The organism is Collimonas arenae, assembly GCF_000786695.1.
In the GTDB taxonomy this organism is placed as follows: Bacteria; Pseudomonadota; Gammaproteobacteria; order Burkholderiales; family Burkholderiaceae_D; genus Collimonas; species Collimonas arenae_A.
Genome location: NZ_CP009962.1, coordinates 1,040,354 through 1,060,150, shown reverse-complemented (window position 1 = coordinate 1,060,150; position 19,797 = coordinate 1,040,354). Strand labels below are relative to the sequence as shown.

General features: G+C 56.5%; 18 protein-coding genes. 11 read left to right on the top strand and 7 right to left on the bottom strand.

Annotation, left to right across the window (positions count from 1 at the left end):
* Window positions 1-101 precede the first annotated feature (101 nt).
* From LT85_RS04740 to LT85_RS04730, 3 genes are all read left to right on the top strand, one after another.
* Window positions 102-590 carry a rubrerythrin family protein gene (locus LT85_RS04740; RefSeq protein ID WP_038485928.1) on the top strand — a complete coding sequence of 163 codons (489 nt, stop codon included), beginning with the start codon at window positions 102-104 and terminating at the stop codon, window positions 588-590.
* An 85-nt stretch (window positions 591-675) separates the two neighbouring features.
* Entirely contained in the window at window positions 676-840 is a 165-nt protein-coding gene (locus LT85_RS04735; RefSeq protein WP_038485925.1) for a rubredoxin, read from the top strand.
* Between the two features lie 117 nt (window positions 841-957).
* A complete protein-coding gene (locus LT85_RS04730) occupies window positions 958-2,148 on the top strand; it encodes an FAD-dependent oxidoreductase (protein WP_038485922.1) in 1,191 nt (396 codons plus the stop codon).
* A 42-nt stretch (window positions 2,149-2,190) separates the two neighbouring features.
* Here LT85_RS04730 and recQ read toward each other — a convergent pair whose 3' ends face one another.
* The 6 genes from recQ to LT85_RS04705 form a co-directional block, all read right to left on the bottom strand.
* Window positions 2,191-4,026, bottom strand: coding sequence for a DNA helicase RecQ (recQ, locus tag LT85_RS04725; protein WP_038485919.1), 1,836 nt, complete (start codon window positions 4,024-4,026; stop codon window positions 2,191-2,193).
* A 41-nt stretch (window positions 4,027-4,067) separates the two neighbouring features.
* The gene (locus LT85_RS04720) at window positions 4,068-4,940 is read right to left on the bottom strand and encodes an undecaprenyl-diphosphate phosphatase (protein WP_038485916.1); all 873 of its coding nucleotides are present in this window, start codon (window positions 4,938-4,940) and stop codon (window positions 4,068-4,070) included.
* A 140-nt stretch (window positions 4,941-5,080) separates the two neighbouring features.
* Complete coding sequence (locus tag LT85_RS04715) at window positions 5,081-5,938, bottom strand: undecaprenyl-diphosphate phosphatase (protein WP_038485913.1); 858 nt, start codon at window positions 5,936-5,938, stop codon at window positions 5,081-5,083.
* A 102-nt stretch (window positions 5,939-6,040) separates the two neighbouring features.
* Window positions 6,041-6,613 (bottom strand): DUF1439 domain-containing protein, encoded by a 573-nt coding sequence (locus tag LT85_RS04710; protein ID WP_052134657.1) that lies wholly within the window; start codon window positions 6,611-6,613, stop codon window positions 6,041-6,043.
* A 38-nt stretch (window positions 6,614-6,651) separates the two neighbouring features.
* Entirely contained in the window at window positions 6,652-6,906 is a 255-nt protein-coding gene (locus LT85_RS25810; protein ID WP_081992731.1) for a YkgJ family cysteine cluster protein, read from the bottom strand.
* A gap of 112 nt (window positions 6,907-7,018) precedes the next feature.
* Complete coding sequence (locus LT85_RS04705) at window positions 7,019-7,507, bottom strand: Lrp/AsnC family transcriptional regulator (protein ID WP_038485910.1); 489 nt, start codon at window positions 7,505-7,507, stop codon at window positions 7,019-7,021.
* A 127-nt stretch (window positions 7,508-7,634) separates the two neighbouring features.
* Here LT85_RS04705 and LT85_RS04700 point away from each other — a divergent pair, with 127 nt between their 5' ends.
* From LT85_RS04700 to LT85_RS04680, 5 genes are all read left to right on the top strand, one after another.
* The gene (locus tag LT85_RS04700; RefSeq protein ID WP_052134656.1) at window positions 7,635-9,704 is read left to right on the top strand and encodes an aminotransferase class V-fold PLP-dependent enzyme; all 2,070 of its coding nucleotides are present in this window, start codon (window positions 7,635-7,637) and stop codon (window positions 9,702-9,704) included.
* Window positions 9,705-9,791: 87 nt separating this feature from the next.
* Window positions 9,792-10,442 (top strand): TetR/AcrR family transcriptional regulator, encoded by a 651-nt coding sequence (locus tag LT85_RS04695; RefSeq protein ID WP_038485903.1) that lies wholly within the window; start codon window positions 9,792-9,794, stop codon window positions 10,440-10,442.
* A gap of 134 nt (window positions 10,443-10,576) precedes the next feature.
* Complete coding sequence (locus tag LT85_RS04690) at window positions 10,577-11,242, top strand: protein-L-isoaspartate O-methyltransferase family protein (RefSeq protein WP_038485900.1); 666 nt, start codon at window positions 10,577-10,579, stop codon at window positions 11,240-11,242.
* Window positions 11,243-11,261: 19 nt separating this feature from the next.
* Window positions 11,262-11,585: a rhodanese-like domain-containing protein gene (locus LT85_RS04685; RefSeq protein ID WP_038485897.1), complete on the top strand. Its 324-nt coding sequence runs from the start codon at window positions 11,262-11,264 to the stop codon at window positions 11,583-11,585.
* A gap of 34 nt (window positions 11,586-11,619) precedes the next feature.
* A complete protein-coding gene (locus LT85_RS04680) occupies window positions 11,620-12,924 on the top strand; it encodes a TolC family outer membrane protein (protein WP_038485894.1) in 1,305 nt (434 codons plus the stop codon).
* A 63-nt stretch (window positions 12,925-12,987) separates the two neighbouring features.
* Here LT85_RS04680 and LT85_RS04675 read toward each other — a convergent pair whose 3' ends face one another.
* Window positions 12,988-13,632, bottom strand: a complete 645-nt coding sequence (locus tag LT85_RS04675; RefSeq protein ID WP_038485891.1) for a TetR family transcriptional regulator — start codon at window positions 13,630-13,632, stop codon at window positions 12,988-12,990.
* 266 nt (window positions 13,633-13,898) lie between these two features.
* On the opposite strand from LT85_RS04675, the gene LT85_RS04670 reads away from it, so the two are divergent.
* The 3 genes from LT85_RS04670 to LT85_RS04660 are packed head-to-tail and all read left to right on the top strand — an operon-like array spanning window position 13,899 to window position 19,706.
* On the top strand, window positions 13,899-15,122 hold the full coding sequence (locus LT85_RS04670) for an efflux RND transporter periplasmic adaptor subunit (RefSeq protein ID WP_038485888.1): 1,224 nt from the start codon (window positions 13,899-13,901) through the stop codon (window positions 15,120-15,122).
* A gap of 11 nt (window positions 15,123-15,133) precedes the next feature.
* Window positions 15,134-18,286, top strand: a complete 3,153-nt coding sequence (locus LT85_RS04665) for an efflux RND transporter permease subunit (RefSeq protein ID WP_038485885.1) — start codon at window positions 15,134-15,136, stop codon at window positions 18,284-18,286.
* Window positions 18,279-19,706 carry an efflux transporter outer membrane subunit gene (locus LT85_RS04660; protein ID WP_038485882.1) on the top strand — a complete coding sequence of 476 codons (1,428 nt, stop codon included), beginning with the start codon at window positions 18,279-18,281 and terminating at the stop codon, window positions 19,704-19,706. The genes LT85_RS04665 and LT85_RS04660 overlap by 8 nt, the downstream gene beginning before the upstream one ends.
* The last annotated feature ends 91 nt before the right edge of the window (window positions 19,707-19,797 follow it).

The window sequence follows — 19,797 nt, the reverse complement described above, 5'->3', positions numbered from 1 at the left end:
GCCATAAAGATATGCAATTTCCAATTTTAATAAATAAAAACTATTATATGTCTCACGGCAATAGCAAAACACCCTTCCCTAGCATAAAGAGAGAGCACATCATGGCAAACCAAGACACCAGCATCAAATCAGTCACTATCGAAAACCTGGAAGCCGCTTTCGCCGGTGAATCCATGGCCCATATAAAATACCGTTATTTCGCCAAACTGGCGCGCGAAGCCGGCGCCGAGGAAGTCGCCAAGATTTTTGAAGATACAGCGGATCAGGAAGTCATGCACGCCTTTGGCCATCTCGACCTGCTGTACCCGAAAGCACAGCTGACGCCAGCCAAATCGCTGGAAATAGCCATTGAAGGCGAGACTTACGAATACACCGAGATGTATCCGAAATTCCGCCACCTGGCGATTGAAGAAGGTAACCAGGCTGCCGTCGCGGAATATGACGAACAAATCGCCGAATCGAAAGAACACGCGGAAAATTTCAAGCGTACCTTGGAGAAAGCCGCCAAACGTTTCGCCGCACTGGCCAAGGTGGAAGAGCGCCACGCGAATCATTACCAGCATGCGCTGGATGCGCTGAACGCGGCATAATCGCTTACCTGACTAACCCGGTAGCGGGGCAATGCGCTACCGGCACAATTAACTATTACGACACACACTTTATAGGAACAAAAAAATGAAAACTTACCAATGCATCGTTTGCGGCCTGATCTATGACGAAGCGGCTGGCTGGCCGGAAGACGGCATCGCTGCCGGCACCAAATGGGAAGACGTGCCTGCAACCTGGGAATGCCCGGATTGCGGCGTCGCCAAGGCCGATTTTGAAATGGTCGAAATCTAAGCGGATGTTGTAGAATCAGCCGCCGCACTGCTGCAAGTGCCTGCGGCGGCTAATTGGTCCCGATTTCAATACGTAAAACCGCTTTATCTTCAGCGCTATCAATCCCCAGGAAATTCCATGAAACCCATTATCATCATCGGCGCCGGTATGGCTGCTTACTCGCTGGCACGTGAAGTGCGCAAGCTGAACAAGACTGCCGCACTGCTCATCATCACAGCTGACGATGGCGGTTTCTATTCCAAACCGATGCTGTCGAACGCATTCGCGCAAAAGAAGCAGGCTGCACAGTTGATCTCGCAAAGCGCGGCGCAAATGGCGGAGCAGGTTGGCGCCAATATCATGACCAAGACCACGGTCAAGCATATCGATACCGCTGCAAAGGTGGTGGACACCAGCATTGGCGCTTTCGAGTATGAGCAGCTGGTCATCGCTGTCGGCGCGCAAGCGATACGGTTGGGGATTGCCGGCGACGCGAGCGACCGCATTCTATCGGTCAACCATATCGACGATTACGCCACCTTCCGCGAAAAGCTGCTGATGGAACAACCGCACACGGAGCCAGCCACGGCCCGCGTGGTGATTCTTGGCGCCGGCCTGATCGGCTGCGAATTCGCTGACGACCTCGCGCTGCACGGCCACAAGGTCACGCTGGTTGATCCGAACGCATTGCCGTTGGCTGCGCTGGCGGCACCGCCCTTGTCGCAAGGCCTACATGCCGCGCTCACCGCCCGCGGCATCGATCTTCGGCTGGGCACTACCGCCAGCAGCGTCGACCATGCCGATGGCGCAATCAAAGTCACGCTGGCTAACGGCGATACGGTGATTGCGGATGTAGTGTTGTCTGCTGTCGGTTTGCGTCCCGACCTGACGCTGGCGCAAGCTGCGCAACTCAATACCGGCCGCGGAATCATCGTTGATTCTCACGGCCGCACCAGCGCCTCCGATGTGTACGCGCTGGGCGATTGCGCCGAGTATCTGGTCGATAGCGAAGGCCGTACCAGCCCGCTGCCATACATTGCACCGATTCTTACTGCTGCGCGAGCGATTGCCAAGACCTTGAATGGTGAAGACACCGCAATTGATCTCAAGCATTCCCCGGTCATCGTCAAAACGCCGAGCTACCCGTTGGCGCTGGTGCCGCCGCCACCGCATGCGGTAGCCACCGGCCGTTGGGAAACCGAAGTGGATGGCGTCACTACTATTTGCCGCTTCTTCGATGCGCAAGGAATGATGGTTGGTTTCGGCGTCGCGCCGCAAGAAGCGAAAATCAGGCAAGCCTTGATGGCAGCCTTGGGCACCACAATTTAAGCAGAACCGCAGCTTGGGTTAGCGTGCGCTGACCCAGGCAAGTTATACAAATTCTGCAATCAGCTCGACGATCTCTGTGCCGTAAGTCTCCAGCTTTTTCTCACCGACGCCACTTACTCCACGCAAATCATCCAGCGACACAGGCTGCGCCTTGGCGATTTCGCGCATCGTCGCATCGTGGAAAATGACGTAGGCCGGAACATTATGCTTGCGTGCCGTTTCCACTCTCCACCAGCGTAATTTCTCGAAAATGGCTTGCTCCAGCGTCGACAAATCGGTTTCAACATAACCCTTGGATTTGCCGCCACTGCGTTTTTGCTTGACCGGTTTCTGATATTGCCGCAATTGCACCGGATACTCGCCTTTCAGCACGGGCCGTGCGGCGTCGGTCAGCTTGAGCGCGCTGTAGGCTTCATGGTCGACCGTGATCAGGCCGAGCGCAATCGATTGCCGCAGAATCGCCCGCCATTCCGCTTCGCTGCGATCGCTGCCGATGCCAAAAGTGGAAAGCTGATCGTGCCGCCATTGCTTGATCTTGTCGGAATCTATGCCGCGCAAGACATCCATTACGTGCATCGCGCCAAAACGCTGATCGACCCGGTAAATCGTCGACAGCAGCTTTTGCACCACCACTGTCGCATCGAAAGACACCGGCGGATTCATGCAGGTATCGCAATTGCCGCAGCGTTCCGAACCCTGGCCGAAGTAATCCAGCAAGCGTACGCGGCGGCAATGCAGGGTTTCGCACAGACCGAGCATCGCATCCAGCTTGACGCCCTGCACCCGCTTGAACGTCTCGCCGGCTTCCGATTCATCAATCATGCGGCGTTGCTGCACCACGTCCTGCAAACCATAGGCCATCCAGGCATTGGCGGGACCGCCGTCACGACCTGCACGGCCGGTTTCCTGGTAATAACCTTCGATGCTTTTCGGCAGGTCCAGATGGGCGACGAAACGCACATCCGGTTTGTCGATGCCCATGCCGAAGGCGATAGTGGCGACCATCACGATGCCGTCTTCGCGAAGGAAGCGACCTTGATTCTTGGTCCGTTGCGTGTATTCCATGCCAGCGTGATACGGCAAAGCGGCGATCCCTTGCTGCACCAGGAATTCAGCAGTTTCTTCCACCTTCTTGCGTGACAGACAGTAGACGATGCCGGCATCGCCGACATGTTCGCTTTCTATGAAATCAAGCAGCTGCTTGCGGCCGTTGGCCTTTTCCACAATCTGATAACGGATGTTGGGGCGGTCGAAGGAAGATACAAAACGTGCGCCGTCTTCCAGCTGCAGCCGCATCGCGATTTCTTCGCGGGTCTGCTGGTCGGCAGTCGCCGTCAGGGCGATCCGCGGCACTTGCGGGAAACGTTCGTGCAAGATCGACAGCTTGATGTATTCGGGCCGGAAATCATGCCCCCATTGCGACACGCAATGCGCTTCGTCGATGGCAAACAAAGCGATCTTCGACGATTCCAGCAACTCCAGGCAGCGCGGCGTCAGCAAGCGTTCCGGCGCCACATAGACCAGATCGAGATCGCCGCTGCGCACGCGACGTTCGATCTGCGCTGCTTCTTCGTAGGTCTGGGTAGAATTCAGGAAAGCTGCGCGCACACCGACTTCGGCCAGCGCGTCGACCTGATCCTGCATCAACGCGATCAGCGGCGAAATCACCACGCCGACGCCATCCCGCAACAAGGCCGGAATCTGATAGCAGAGCGACTTGCCGCCGCCGGTCGGCATCAGCACCAGCGCATCCCCGCCGTTGGCTACATGGCTGACAATCTCAGCCTGCTGGCCTCGGAACGAGGGATAACCGAATACCGTTTGCAGTATATGAAGTGCTTGCGGATCGGAACCTGATGCTTCTGCTGAATTTGGCATTAATACACTTTTAACGATGACACTAACTACGCTTGGCTTGATTAGCTTAAGAAACCATTGTTGACCGCAACCAGCAGGAAAATCCCGAGTGCGATGCGATAGACGATGAACGGCCATGTGGAGAATTTTTCCAGGAATTTCATCAACCCCCAGATTGCACCAAAGGCGGAAATACTAGCGATTACCAACCCGAAAATCAGCAGCATCCAGGTTTCTAGCGGCATATGCAGATGGAACAACACCAGCAGTTCTTTCAAACCGGCCAGAGCAATCGCGGGCAAGCCGAGCAGGAAAGAAAAGCGCGCCGCTTCTTCGCGCTTGAAGTTCAGGAACAGCGCGGCAGTCAAGGTCGAACCGGAACGCGAAACGCCCGGAATCAAGGCGCCCACTTGCGCCAGGCCGACGATCAGCGCATCGCGCAGCCGCATTTCACCCATGCTGCGGCGATGCTTGCAACTCAGCTCGGCCAGCGCCAGCAATATGCCCATGGCGATACAGGCGTAGCCGATCACGCTCAAGCTACGCAACGGTGAGCCGCAGGCATTAAGCACATGCGACAACGACAGGCCGGCGATCCCGATCGGGATAGTGGCCAGGACGATGGCGACGCCGAGACGGAACTGCGGGCTGCTGAAATCGCGCTGGCGCACCGCAGCGATGCTGCCTACGGTCACTTCGCGCACGTCGCGCCAGAAATAGCTCACCACCGCCGCCAACGCCGCCAACTGCATTGCCGCCGAGAACGCCGAACCAGGGTCGTGCCAGCCCAATACCGCCGGCACGATACGCATATGCGCGGTGGAAGAAATCGGCAATAACTCAGAGATGCCCTGAATCACGCCAAGGATAGCGACCTGCAAATAGTCTAGCGATGCAAACCCGATATCGGTACCTGCGGAACATACACTTGCCACAACATTCTCCTGCTGAGGATTAGAGGGTTATATTTTTTAAAGCAGTAACAACAAATTCAACGAAGAGGTTATGGCAAACACAGATGGCTAGGAGGAGCAACAACGCCAGGTGCGTTTGCAACAGTCTCTAAGCTTGGCGCTCAGTGTACCCAGCTGACCCAGCCCGTGTATCCGGTCACGATCACCACCAGCCCGAACACAATCCGGTACCACGCAAACGCGGTGAAATCGTGGCTGCTGATATAGCGCAGTAACCAGCGCACACACAGGAAAGCCGAGATGAACGCCGCTACGGTGCCAATCGAAAACAAGGGAATATCAGCCGCCGAGAGCAGCGCGCGATCTTTATACAGAGAATAAATGGTGGCGGCAAACAGGGTCGGGATGGCCAGGAAAAAGGAAAACTCAGTGGCAGCCTTGCGCGACAGGCCAAACATCATGCCGCCGATAATTGTAGCGCCGGAACGACTGGTGCCGGGAATCAGCGCAAAAGCCTGGGCAAACCCGATCTTCAAGGCATCCATCGCCGTCATGTCGTCGACCGACTCGACCCGCGCCACGCTGTCGCCAGTCTTGCTGCGTGCGTTGTTGCGGCGCTCGACCCAAAGAATCACGAAGCCGCCGATAATCAATGCAATCGCCACCGGCAGCGGTGCAAACAGTTTTTCCTTGATCATCTTGCTAAATAGCAGGCCGAGTATCGCCGCTGGCATAAATGCAATGATCAGGTTGAGGACCAGCTTGCGCGCCTTGTAATCGCTGGGTAGGCCACGCAGAACAGCGCCAATGCGCACCCGGTATTCCCAGCAGACAGCGAAAATCGCACCGGCCTGGATGGCGATCTCGAACACTTCTGCCTTTTCGCGGCCGATATCAGCGGTAAAGTCCAACAGGCTGCCGGCCAGGATCAGATGGCCGGTCGAAGAAATCGGCAGGAACTCGGTGAAGCCCTCTACCAGACCCATGATGAGAACTTTTAACGCGAGAAGTATATCCATGTCGAAGGGGGTAAAAAATGAAAAATAAGTTAATGTCGCGGCGGGCCAATGATACCGTCCCAACCACCAGCGTGTGGCGAGCGCTTTCTTAAAACAAGAACGCTATTTTACCGGTTCGAAAGTGACCACCAAGTTTTCCGGCTTGCTAGCGATGCGAGTCGGCATGAAAGCAACGCCGGCATAGTGCAGATCTTCCGGCTTGAATGTGTACAGCGGCAGCTTGGTTAGCAGTTGTTGCGCCAGCAGATTGCCGATCTGTGTCACTTGTGCGGCGTACGTATTGTCCAGGCCATTGAGGACCAGGCTATCCAGTTTCGGATCAGTCAAGGTAACGGCGTTCTGTGCGTTATCCAGCGTCAGCACGCCGGAGATTGCCATTTTCCCGCTCCACGACTTGCCCAGCAACGGCAAAGCCACCGTGACGTCTGTGTTCATCGCCAGGCGATTCTGCCCGGCCGGAAAACTCAGTTGAGCCTTGTCGGCGGTGATTTCAAATATACCCAGATAGCGCTGCGAATAAGGCATGCGCTTGTCCACGGATTGTTGCAATTTGGTCAGCGGAAACGCAATATCGCGCGGCCCGATCAGCGCTGCGCAGGATGCCAGCAACAGTGCTGCGGCCAAGGCCAGCAACATAGTAATTGCCTTGCTAGATGCAGGCCAGATTGATTTCATTCAGATTTCCTTATTTGCCAACGGACAAAGGAGCAATTCTACCCTGCGGTCAATTGCTCAAGCGTTGCCAAGTAATGCATCGCATGCGTCCGCGAAGTGCCACACATGTCTGCCGCAGGTTGCAAACTGGCGCAAACGGCGGGCCGTTCTGGGCTACCGAAAATCCGGCAAAGATTTGCTGCGTCCAGTTGAACGCATCGCACCCCCGCCGGTTTGCCCTTGGGCATGCCGGGAATCGCCGACGAGATCGAGGGCGCAGTACAACAGGCGCCGCAATCCGGACGACAAACCAGGATTGACGCGCTCAAGTTATGGCCCTGCCGGATAAAGAGCGTATTGAAAACATGTGAAAATGACCAGATTTAATGGAAGATTGAAGCAAGGCCAGATTCTACCGCCATCTCGTCAGCCCATCGTCATTATCAGTTCCAGCGGCAGCGCCGTAGTGGATTTGATCTGCTCCATTGAAAATGCCGACGAAACGCTATGCAGTTGCGCCAGCTTGATCAGTTTCTTGTAAAAAAGATCATAACCCTGGATGTCGGTCGTGACCACTTTCAACAAATAGTCGACGTCTCCGCTCATGCGATGGAATTCCTGCACTTCCGGCAATGCCGTCACCGCGGCGGCAAATTTGGCCAGCCATTTTTCATCATGCTGGCCGGTGCGCATGCTGACGAACACGGTCACAGGCAAACCGATTTTGTCGCGGTTGACGATGGCCACACGCCGCTCGATATAACCTTCATCCTCCAATCGCTTCAGGCGTTTCCAACAAGGCGTACTGGAAAGGCCGATCTTCTCGCTAAGTACAGCGACGGACAGGCTCCCATCAATTTGTAGCGCAGCGAGAATCGCATGATCGAATCTATCTAGCGTAGATCGGTTTAGCATATTTATACTTTATTTATAAAATAAGTAGATTAAACGTTTCGTATTTTATCAAATACAAGGTATTTTTAGCATGTCTTTACCCATCGAAAACAGTAAACTATTACCAAGTTTATTGCCGATGAAAAAAATGACTGAAATTTATCTGGACGGAAACGCCACTACCGCAGTCCTGCCTGCCGCTATCGAAGCCGCAACACAGGCAATGTCACAGTGCTTTGGAAATCCCAGCAGCACACATGCTACCGGCATCCGCGCCAAGGCCATGATGAGCCAGGCGCGGCAACGTGCGGCGCGCCTGCTTGGCGCAGGCGATGGCCGGCTGATGTTCAACAGCGGCGCCACCGAAGGCATCCAGACTGCAGTGCTGTCGGCGCTGTGCGCCCTGCGTGAACGGCAGTCCGGCGGCGAATTCATCGGCAAATTCCTGCTTTACGGTGCCACGGAACACAAGGCAGTGCCGGAAAGCTTGGCGCACTGGAATCGACTGCTGGGCTTGAATCTGGAAATGATAAAACTCCCTGTCGACGCCGATGGCTTGCATGATCTTGATGCGCTGCGCCTGTTAGCCAAGGACGCGGCGCTGATATGCACCATGGCTGCTAACAACGAAACCGGCGTCATCTCCGAGCTGGCGCAGATTGAAGCAGTGCTGCAGGAGACATGTAGCGATGCCTACTGGCTGGTCGACTGCGTCCAGGCGCTGGGGAAGATGCAGCTGAACCTGGCTGCTACCCGCATCGATTACGCAACATTTTCAGGGCATAAGTTGTATGCGCCCAAGGGCATCGGCATGCTCTACGTGCGCCCCGGAACGCCTTTTACACCGTTAATGATGGGCGGTGGCCAGGAATCCGGGCAACGTTCCGGCACCGAAAACATGGCCGGCATTGCTGCACTCGGTGCGGTTCTGGCAGCGCTGGAAGACGGCGTCACCTTTCGCAATCACCAGCAACTGCATACCTTTCGCGACCGCCTGGCCGCCAGCCTGCGCACAGCCTTTCCGGATATCGTATTTAATCTGCCGCTGGAGAAAACGCTGCCGACCACACTCAATTTCTCTGTACCGGGCATGTCCAGCAAGGAATTGCTGGATCTTTTCGACGCTGCGCAGGTGCGGGTCAGCTCCGGAAGCGCCTGCTCGGCAGCAAAAGCAGCTCCCAGCTACGTTCTGGAGGCGATGCATCTGCCGGAATGGCGTAGCAGTTCGGCGATTCGCATGTCGTTCGGCCCTCTTGCCGACGACGCTTTCATTAACGCCGCCTGCGCGCGCATCGAACATTGTGGCATTGCCTGGCGTAATGGCAGTACGACTACGCTGTCGGCTGCGATCCGCGACGAAGTGGTCCAATTCAACCAGGAAGGCGCCAATGCCTGGCTGGTAGCCGATGGCGCAACCCGCAACTGCGTCATCATCGACCCATCGCCGGCGCTGGCGCCGCGGCTGGCGGCCTATGTACGCAGCCAAAACTACCGGTTGAGTGCGGTTCTTTGTAACCACATACGGCCAGATGGCGATGAAGCCAGAATTGAATTGGCGGGTGCACTGGGTAGTCACGCCGATGCTATCGGCAGCCACGACGCGTTCGGCTGGCCGGCATCAGAAGGTTCGGCAACGACGGCAGTCATGCTGGGCGCTCGGAAATTAATCCGCATGCCGCTAGGTGAGCATCAGATTTACTTGCTCGGGGATGCCAAGGATGAACCTTTTTCGGCGCACTTTGCCTTTATTGGCGAATTGCCGGCCGCAACGATAGCGTCGGCATTGATCGACCCTGACACACTGCTTTGCTCCGCGCGCGACGACGCCAATCTGTTGTGCACCAGCCTGCGGGCGGAACAAAGCCAAGCGGCAGGCGCCAAGATCGACAGTAATACGGACAACATGCATCTGTCGGCAGCAGCGCTTGACCAATTCCTTTCAAACCATCCTGACGCAATCCTGGTGGACGTTCGTGAAACCTATGAACAAGCGGCGGGCGTGGTTACGATAACCGGAACGACCGTGCTACATGCACCGCTGAGCCGCCTGACCTCGCACCTGCCGCAATGGCTGCGCAATGATCCGGTGCCATTGGTATTTTTCTGCCGTAGCGGCAATCGCAGCGGTAAAGCGGTCGCCTGCCTGCGCCGGCTCGGCTATCAAAACGCATGGCACGTGGTTGGCGGGCTTGCCATTCTTGACAGACAACAGGCTTGACGCTCTGAGGGAAAAATAGATCGGAAGTTGACATCAGGCACTTTGCCGCTTACATTACTGACTCTTAAGTCAGTAATTTCAGGATTCATGAACTGCCCTTTCAGCTCCAAACCCCGCTGGGCACGACGCAAAGAAGCACGGCCGCAGGAAGTACTGGCGGCCGCGCTGGATTTGTTCGTCGAGCGCGGCTTTGCCGCTACCCGGCTGGGTGACGTAGCCGCGCGCGCCGGCATCTCTAAAGGCACGCTCTACCTGTACTTCGAGAATAAGGAAGAATTGTTCAAGGCAGTGGTGCGCGAAAACATGCTGCCGGTGCTGGATGAAGCCGACGATACCATTGACGGTTATAGCGGCGCCAGCACAGACTTGTTCCGCGAGCTGATTCTCGGCTGGTGGGAGCGTATCGGCGCCACCAAACTAGCCGGCATCACCAAGCTAATGATGGCTGAGTCAGCCAATTTCCCAGAGCTGGCGACCTTCTACCGCGAAGAAATCAGTGCCCGCGGCGACGCCATGATCGTGCGTATGCTTGAGCGCGGCGTCGAGCGTGGCGAATTCCGCGCGATTGACGTCCGCCAAACTGCCAATGTGATCGTTGCACCCGTGATTATGTTGATGATATGGCAGCAACCTTTCAATCCCTGCCACAAGGAAGCACTGGATTCGGCAAGCTATCTGAACAGCTTCATCGATTTGTGTCTGAACGGCCTGCAGCAGTCAAAACCGGCATCCGGCTGAGCGCAAGCCATGCCGAATACCCTGAAGCGCGCAATTGCCACCCCTGAATGCTTTATTTGCCACACCGTGCAATAGGTTTTTAAGGGTGGCCTTTGATAGAATGAGCCCTTTATTTTCATTACCGAGCCTTAACCATGAATATCGAACAAGCCCGCTTCAATATGATCGAACAGCAAATTCGCCCCTGGAACGTGCTGGATCTGGACATTCTGGAATTGCTGACGGTAGTCCGCCGCGAAGACTTCGTGCCGGCAGCCTACAAAAGCCTGGCGTTTTCCGACACCGAGATCCCGCTGCCTGGCGCAAATGGCGAAAGCATGTTCCCGCCAAAGTTAGAAGCGCGCTTGCTGCAGGAAGCCGCAGTCAAGAAACACGAACAAGTATTGGAAATCGGCTCGGGCTCGGGCTATATGGCTGCTTTGCTGTGCTACAAGGCTAGACATGTCACGACAGTTGAAATCGATCCGGAACTGAAGGCGCTGGCCGCCAGCAACCTGGTCACCTATGGCATCACCAATGTCGATGTCGCCCAAGGCAACGGCGCCCAAGGCTGGGATCTGAGCGAAACCAAGACCTTCGACGTGATCTTCATCTCGGGTTCGTTGTCGGTGTTGCCGGATGCTTTTCTCAAGCAACTCAATGTCGGCGGCCGTATCGTCGCCATCGTAGGCGACGCGCCGGTGATGTTTGCACAAATCATTACCCGCACTTCGGACACCAATTACACCACGGTGCATTTGTTTGAGACGGACGTCAAGCCATTGCGCGAAGCCGCCGTCCATTCCCAGTTCAAATTCTAAACCGGGCTTGATCGAGACTATGCAACATCTAACCGCCTCAGAACTGGCCGCCTGGATTGCTGACCCTCAGCGGCCGACGCCGTTGCTGCTGGATGTGCGCGAACCGTGGGAATACGAAACTTGCCACATCGCCGCAGCCCAGCTGATGCCGATGCAAACGGTTCCGGCGCATCTGAACGATCTGGAAGAAGACCAGGCCATCGTCTGCATCTGCCATCATGGCACGCGCAGTATGCAGGTCGCGGCGTTTCTTGAACGCCACGGTTTTTCCTCGGTCAGCAACCTGACCGGCGGTGTCCATGCCTGGGCCCAGCAGGTTGATCCTGCCATGCCGACCTACTAAGCCCGACCCGACCCCCTATGCTTCGGAGAGTGTAATGCGCAATACCATTGTGGTCGCCTCTTTGATCGCCAGCGCATTGCTGGCGGCGAATGCACAGGCGGTCGACCTGGTCCAGACTTATCAGCTGGCGCTGGCCAATGATCCGGTCTATACCAGTGCGCGTTATGCGCTGAGTGCAAGCAACGAGACCAGCGTCCAGGGCCGCGCGGCGCTGCTGCCGGTGGTCGGCTTCGGCGGCAATTACAGCCGCTCCGGACAATCGTGGAACACCATCACCAATAATTACAGCCTGCAACTGACCCAACCGCTATTCCGGCCGGCTTACTGGCAGCAGTACCAGGAAAGCAAACTGTCGGTGGCTGCGGGCGAAGTCAAGTTTGCCCAGGCCCAGCAGGATCTGATCTTGCGGGTAAGTCAGGCTTATTTCGATACGCTGACAGCGCAGGACGTCCTGGCTTCCCTGCAGGCGCAAAAGAGTGCAATTGCCGAGCAACTGGCTTCCGCCAAGCGCAATTTCGAAGTCGGCACCGCCACCATCACCGATACCAACGAGGCGCAAGCCAGTTACGACCTGGTAATCGCGCAGGAAATCGCCGCGGCCAACAATTTGGAAGTCGCACGCAATGTCCTGCAGCAGATTATCGGCAAGCCGCCCGCGCCGCTGGCGACCTTGCGCCCCGGGGTCCAGCTGAGCGCACCGCAACCTGCGGCGATCGAAACCTGGGTCAGCAGCGCGGAAGATCAGAATTTCGGCGTGATCGGCCAACAGATTGCGCTAGATACGGCAAAGTACGACATCAAGAAAAGCCGCGCAGGCCACCTGCCGACGGTTGACCTGATCGCCAGTCGTGCGCATTCGGATGTCAGCGGCAGCGATATTCCCTTCTACAACGTCTCGCAGATGACCAACTCGATCGGCGTGCAGTGGACTATTCCTTTATATGCCGGCGGCGCGGTCAACAGCAGCGTGCGGCAAGCGGTGGCATTGGAAGACAAGGCACGCTCTGACCTGGAAAATGCTCGCAGGACTGCGGCATTGAATGCGCGCCAAGCCTATCTTGGCGTCAGTAGCGGCCTGGCCCAGGTCAAGGCTTATGAGGCGGCCGAGATTTCCAGCCAGTCGTCGCTGGATTCGAATCGTCTTGGCTATCAGGTCGGCGTGCGCATCAATATCGATGTGCTGAATGCGCAACAGCAGCTGTATTCCACGCGCAGGGATCTGGCCAAGGCGCGCTACGACACGCTAATGAATAGCCTGAAACTGAAGTCCGCAGTTGGCACCCTGAAGGAAGAAGATCTGCAGCAGATCAATGTCTTGCTGGCCCCGGCGACCTATTGAACTGAAGCCTGTCGGATGGATATGCAAGGTCGGATTCTCTGCTACGCGTTGCGCTAATCCGATCTAGGATCGCGGTGTTTTCAGGATGAACGGCGAAGTCTTGAACATGTGAATGCAGTTGTCGACCACCTTGGTTACGTTCTCCGGGAGATCAAAGCTGTGCGGGCTGAAGGTCCAGTTATTCAAAATACCAAACAACAGCCCTTGCACCATGACCGCTGCCAAGATAGGATCTAAGTCGCGCGGCAGCTGTCCTTTTGCAATCGCAAAGCGCAACAAGCGTTCTATATCGGTACGGCCTTGCAAGAAACATTCATGCTGGCGGATATAAATAGGATCCTCAGGGTCTACCAGTTCGCACTTGTGCAGAACGATTTCAAAAATTTTGCGCGACTGCGGGTTCAGCGTCGCTTCTTGCAGGGTATACAAACATCTGTTGCGAAACTGATTTAACGGATCATGCGCATTTTCGTCGGCGGTTTTTTCAATCATCGCTTCCATCGGCAGGCGCACCCGCTCGCACATTGCATCAAATAAATCGCTTTTGTTCTTGAAGTGCCAATAGATAGCACCGCGCGTCACGTCAGCTGCACTGGCGACATCAGCCAGGGTAGTCCGCGATACGCCGTGCTGATGAAACACTTCCGCGGCCGCATCCAGGATGCGGCCGCGCGTTTCCAGTGCTTCTTCTTTTGTACTTCTAGCCATGTTGAGTCAATCTCCGGATTGTTACGACATTTTGTGCATTTGCAGCAAATGTTAAAATATTAACGCGCATCAAGTACACTGGTCGGTATAACTTTTCACATACATTCGTGCATGTATGTATAATAGCAGCATTCCGGCCATCCAACCCGCTTTCAGGCAGAGCGTCCGGTGCATCAAAGCAATTACTTAGATATCCTATGTCATTTCCAGAAACAGAAACACCTGTCAGATTTGCAGTCCTTCCTCAATTACCGTGCGAGAATTTTATGAATTCAGTTAGCTCTATCAGTCGTCTCACGCGTATCACCCTGGCCGTCGCGGTATTGTCCGCAGTTGCCGCTTGCGGCAAAAAGCCAGACGCTCAAGGAGCACCGCCTCCAGCCGGCGTTTCCATCATCACTATCGCACCGGAACGGCTCGCCCTCACAACCGAATTGCCTGGTCGCTTGGAAGCTACCCGCATCGCCCAGATCGGCGCCCGCGCCGCCGGCATCGTGCTCAAACGTACTTTCCGTGAAGGTAGCGATGTCAAGGCTGGCCAGACTCTGTACCTGATCGATCCGGCTCCGCTACGCGCTGCCTATGACAGTGCGCAGGCTACGCTCGCAAAGGCTGAAGCCAATCTGACTACCGCCACGCTGAAAGCCCAGCGCTATAAGCCGCTGGTGGAAGTGAATGCGGTCAGCAAACAGGATTATGACGACACCGTGGCTGTCCAAAAGCAAGCCGCGGCAGATGTTGCATCCGCAAAAGCCGCCCGTGAAACTGCCAGCCTGAACCTGGGCTACGCGACAGTGATCTCGCCAATTTCGGGCCGCATCGGCAAAGCGCTGGTAACCGAAGGCGCGCTGGTTGGCCAGGGCGAAGTGACGCAGCTGGCAACCGTACAGCAGATCGATCCGATCTACGTCAACCTGACCCAGTCCAGCACTGACATCCTCAAATTGCAGGAAGCAATGCGCAACGGTCAGCTGCAAAGCGCGGGCCAGGGCCAGGCCAAGGTCACTCTCGAAACCGAAGATGGCCATGCCTATCCGCAAGCAGGCAAGCTGCTGTTCTCGGATCTGACGGTTGATCCGAATACCGGCTCGGTTACCTTGCGCGCTGAATTCCCTAATCCGGACCACAGCCTGCTGCCGGGCATGTACGTACGCGCCAAGCTGGAGCAGGCAGTCAATGCCTCAGCCCTGACCGTGCCGCAACAAGCCGTCCAGCGCGACCTCAACGGCGCGTCGGTGTTCTTGGTCGGCGCCGGCAACAAAGTGACAGTACAGCCAGTGAAAGCCGACACCGCGCAAGGCAACAGCTGGATCGTTACTGACGGCTTGAAAGCTGGCGACAAGGTCATCGTCGACGGTTTGCAAAAAGTGAAACCAGGCGCGGTGGTCAATCCATCGCCTTGGCATCCGGCTGCCGCTCCAGCAGCAAATGCAACCGCAGCAGCCGCAGCCGCCGCTCCGCAAGCTGATTCAACATCTAAAGCTAAATAAGGAGCCTACTGATGGGCAAGTTTTTCATCGATCGCCCCGTATTTGCGTGGGTGCTCGCGATATTCATCCTGCTCGGGGGTGCTCTGGCGATCACGCAGTTACCGGTGGCCCAGTATCCTTCGATTGCACCGCCGACGATTGTCGTCAGCGCTGCTTATCCCGGCGCCACCGCGCAAACCATTGACGATAGCGTTACCAGCCTGATCGAACAGGAAATGAACGGCGCCGATGGCTTGCAGTACATCGAATCGCAAAGCCAGGCCGACGGCTCGGTATCCATCACCGTGACGTTTTCGCCAGAAACCAACGCCGACCTGGCTGCGGTGGATGTGCAAAACCGTCTGAAACGCGTGGAAGCGCGGCTCCCGGCAGTTGTGACCCAGAATGGCGTACAGGTCACCAAGTCGCGCAGTAACTTCCTGATGTTTATCGGTCTCTCGTCGACCGACGGCAAGCTTGATCCGATTGCGTTGGGCGATTATTTGTCGCGCAACGTGCTCAATGAAATCAAACGTGTGCCTGGCGTCGGTCAGGCACAGCTGTTCGGTACCGAACGCGCCATGCGGATCTGGATCGACCCCGCCAAGCTGGTCGGTCTCAACCTGACTCCGGCGGACGTCACCGCCGCCATCACCGCGCAAAATGCGCTGGTTGCGGGCGGTACGCTGGGTGATCTGCCTAGCCCTGGCTCGCAGCAGATTTCTGCAACCGTGGTGGCGACCGGCCAGTTGAATACCGTCGAACAGTTCGGCAAGATCCAGCTGCGCGCCAATTCGGATGGTTCCATTGTCCGTCTGCGCGATGTTGCGCGTATTGAAATCGGTGGCCAGTCGTATGCCACTGCCGGCCGTCTGGACGGTAAGCCGACTTCCTTCGTCGGTGTGCAATTGTCGCCAACTGCGAATGCTTTGGGCACCGCAACGGCAGTCAAAGCCAAGATGAAAGAGCTGTCCAAGTACTTCCCGGCCGGCGTTACCTACGAGATCCCTTACGATACGTCGAAATTCGTCAAGATTTCGATTGAAGAAGTGGTCAAGACTTTGGTGGAAGCGATCATCCTGGTGTTCCTGGTGATGTACCTGTTCCTGCAGAACATCCGCTATACCCTGATTCCGACAGTGGTTGTGCCGGTCGCGCTGATGGGTACTTTCGCCACGCTGCTGCTGTTCGGCTTCTCGATCAACGTCCTGACCATGTTCGGCATGGTGCTGGCGATCGGTATCCTGATCGACGATGCGATTGTGGTGGTAGAAAACGTCGAGCGCATCATGAGCGAAGAAGGTTTGTCGCCACGTGAAGCAACCCGCAAGGCGATGGGCCAGATCACCGGCGCGCTGATCGGTATCACGCTGGTGCTGATCGCCGTGTTCATCCCTATGGCATTCTTCAGCGGCGCGGTGGGTGCGATTTATCGCCAGTTCTCGTTGTCGATGGTAGCTTCAATGGTGTTCTCGGTATTGATGGCGTTCACGCTGACGCCGGCACTGTGCGCCACCATCCTGAAACCTGTGGAAAAAGGCCATCATCACGAAAAAACAGGCTTCTTCGGCTGGTTCAACCGCAAGTTCAACGCTACTACCAACAGCTATCAGGGCTTTGTCGCCAAGATGCTGACCAAGACCGGTCGCTACCTGGTGGTGTATGGCGCCATCCTGATCTGCGTTGGAGTGTTGTACACCCGTCTGCCAGCATCATTCCTGCCAAGCGAAGATCAGGGCTATATTGTCACTAACGTGCAATTGCCTGCCGGCGCCAGCAGCAACCGCACCCTGGAGGTGATCAAGCAGATCGAAGCGTATTACGGGAAATTGCCTGCGGTAGCCAATGTGGTGGCGATTACCGGCTTCAGCTTCTCCGGTAACGGTCAGAATGCCGGCCTGGTATTCACGCCGCTCAAGGACTGGAGCGAGCGTGGACCTGCTGAATCGGCTGACGCGATTGCCGGCAAGGCATTTGGCGTGTTCTCGCAAATCAAGGACGCCATCGTCTATCCGCTGAATCCTCCGCCAATCCCGGAACTGGGTAACGCTACCGGCTTTACCTTCCGCCTGCAAGACCGTTCGGGACAAGGACATGCGGCATTGACCGCTGCACGCAATCAGTTGCTCGGCATGGCTTCCCAAAGCAAAATTTTGGCAGGGGTGCGACCTGAAGGTTTGGAAGATTCGCCGCAGCTGCAACTCAATATCGACCGCGACAAGGCGAATGCGCTGGGCGTATCGTTCAGCGCCATCAACAGCACGCTGTCGACTGCACTCGGTTCGTCCTACGTCAATGACTTCCCTAACCAGGGACGCCAGCAACGCGTGATCGTGCAAGCGGATGCACCGCAACGCCTGCAACCGGAAGACCTCGCCAGGCTGTATGTCAAGAACACCCAGGGCACCATGGTGCCGTTCTCGTCATTCACCAGCTCGGAGTGGACCAAGGGCCCTGTGCAACTGACGCGTTATAACGGCTATCCGGCGATGAAAATCTCCGGCGGCGCCTCGCCTGGCCATAGTACTGGTGAAGCCATGGATGAAATGGAAGCACTGACTGCCAAACTGCCGCCAGGCTTCGGCTTTGAATGGACAGGCCAGTCGCTGGAAGAAAAAACGTCCGGTTCGCAAGCGCCGATGCTGTACCTGCTGTCGCTGATCGCCGTATTCCTGGTGCTGGCGGCGTTGTATGAAAGCACTTCGATTCCTCTGGCAGTGATGCTGGTGGTGCCGCTGGGTATTCTCGGTGCGTTGCTGGGCGTGACTTTGCGCGGCATGCCGAACGACGTCTACTTTAAGGTCGGGATGATTACCGTGGTCGGTTTGTCGGCAAAGAACGCGATTCTGATCATCGAATTCGCTAAAGATTTGCAAGCTGAAGGCAAGGGCCTGATCGAAGCTACCCTGGAGGCAGTCCATCTGCGCTTCCGTCCGATCCTGATGACGTCGTTTGCGTTCATCCTCGGCGTGTTGCCGCTGGCGATCAAGACCGGCGCCGGTTCAGGCAGCCAGCGCGCAATCGGTACCGGCGTCATGGGCGGCATGATCACAGCGACAGTCCTGGCCGTGTTCCTGGTGCCGGTGTTCTTCGTGGTGGTGCGCAGGTTCTTCAAAGGCAGCGAACGCCTGCAGAAGCTGCATGATGCCAACAAAAAAATAGATGTGGAGAGTCAGCATGTTTAACACTTTACCCAAGCACTTGACCGGCACCCTGCTGCTGGCAGGCGTCCTCTCGGGTTGCACCTTGGCGCCGACCTACGTGCGGCCGGAGGCGCCTGTAGCTGGCAGCTACCCGGCTGCTGCCGAAGGCAAGGCGCAACTGGATGCGGTGGAACTCGGTTGGCGCGAGTTCTTCCCGGACCAGCGCCTGCAGGCGTTGATCGCATCCGCGCTGGAAAACAATCGTGACTTGCGTACCGCAGCCTTGAACATCGAGGAAGCGCGGGCGCAGTACGGCATCACCGCCGCCGATGCCTTGCCTAACTTTAACGGCAACTTCAGCCGTACCCGCGGCCGTACCGCCTCGGATCAACTGGTCCCTGGCCAACCGGCGGTAGGTACCGCCTACGCGGTCGGGCTGAACATGACAGCATTCGAGCTGGATTTCTTTGGCCGCGTGCGCAGCCTGAAAGATGCAGCGCTGGCGACCTATCTGGCAACAGAAGAAGCCAAGCAATCGGCACAAATCAGTTTGATTTCGCAGGTCGCCCAAGCTTATCTGACAGAGCAGTCATATGCCGAGCAACAACGGTTGGCGCAGCAAACCCTGGATAGTCGTCTGGATGACTACAAGCTCGACAAGATGCGCTTTGAAGTAGGCGCATCTTCCGCGCTCGACCTGAGAAACTCGGAAACCCTGGTCCAATCCGCCCGCGTATCGCTGGCGACGCTGGTGCGTCAGCGCGAGCAAGCCACCAACGCCCTGGTGCTACTGGTCGGCAAGCCATTGGGCGACCTGCCAGCGCCGCAATCGTTGTCGGATGAAAAAATCGTCACCGACATTCCCGCCGGCCTGCCATCCGACTTGCTGAACCGCCGTCCCGATATCCGCCAGGCTGAGCAGCAGTTGCGCTCCGCCAATGCAAATATCGGCGCTGCGCGTGCGGCTTTCTTCCCGACCATTTCACTGACGGCTGGCATCGGCAATTCCAGCACCTCACTGGGCAGCCTGTTCTCGGCAGGCAGCCGCACCTGGTCATTCGTACCGCAATTGACACTGCCGATTTTTGAAGGCGGACGCAACCGCGCCAATCTGTCGCTGAGCGAGATTCGCAAGAATCTGGCGATTGCCAATTACGAAAAAACCATACAGAGCGCCTTCAGGGAAGTTTCCGATGCGCTGGTCGCTCGCGGCACACTGGAAGAGCAGTTGGCCGCGCAAGACGCCTTCCTCAAGGCCCAGGAAGAACGGGTCAAGCTGACCGATTTGCGCTACAAGAACGGCATCGCCAGTTCAACCGACCGTTTGAATGCCCAGCGCGATCTGTTCTCGGCGCAGCAATCCTTGATTCAAACACGGCAGCTGCGTTTGAATAATGCGATCGATCTGTATCGGTCGTTGGGCGGTGGGTTGAATGAAAATACGGTGACAACCAAATCGTGATTCTTCATTCCGTCTAGTTCTATTTACAAAAAACGCCGCACAAATGCGGCGTTTTTTTTCGCCACTCATGTTTGCGGCTAAGCCAAGAATA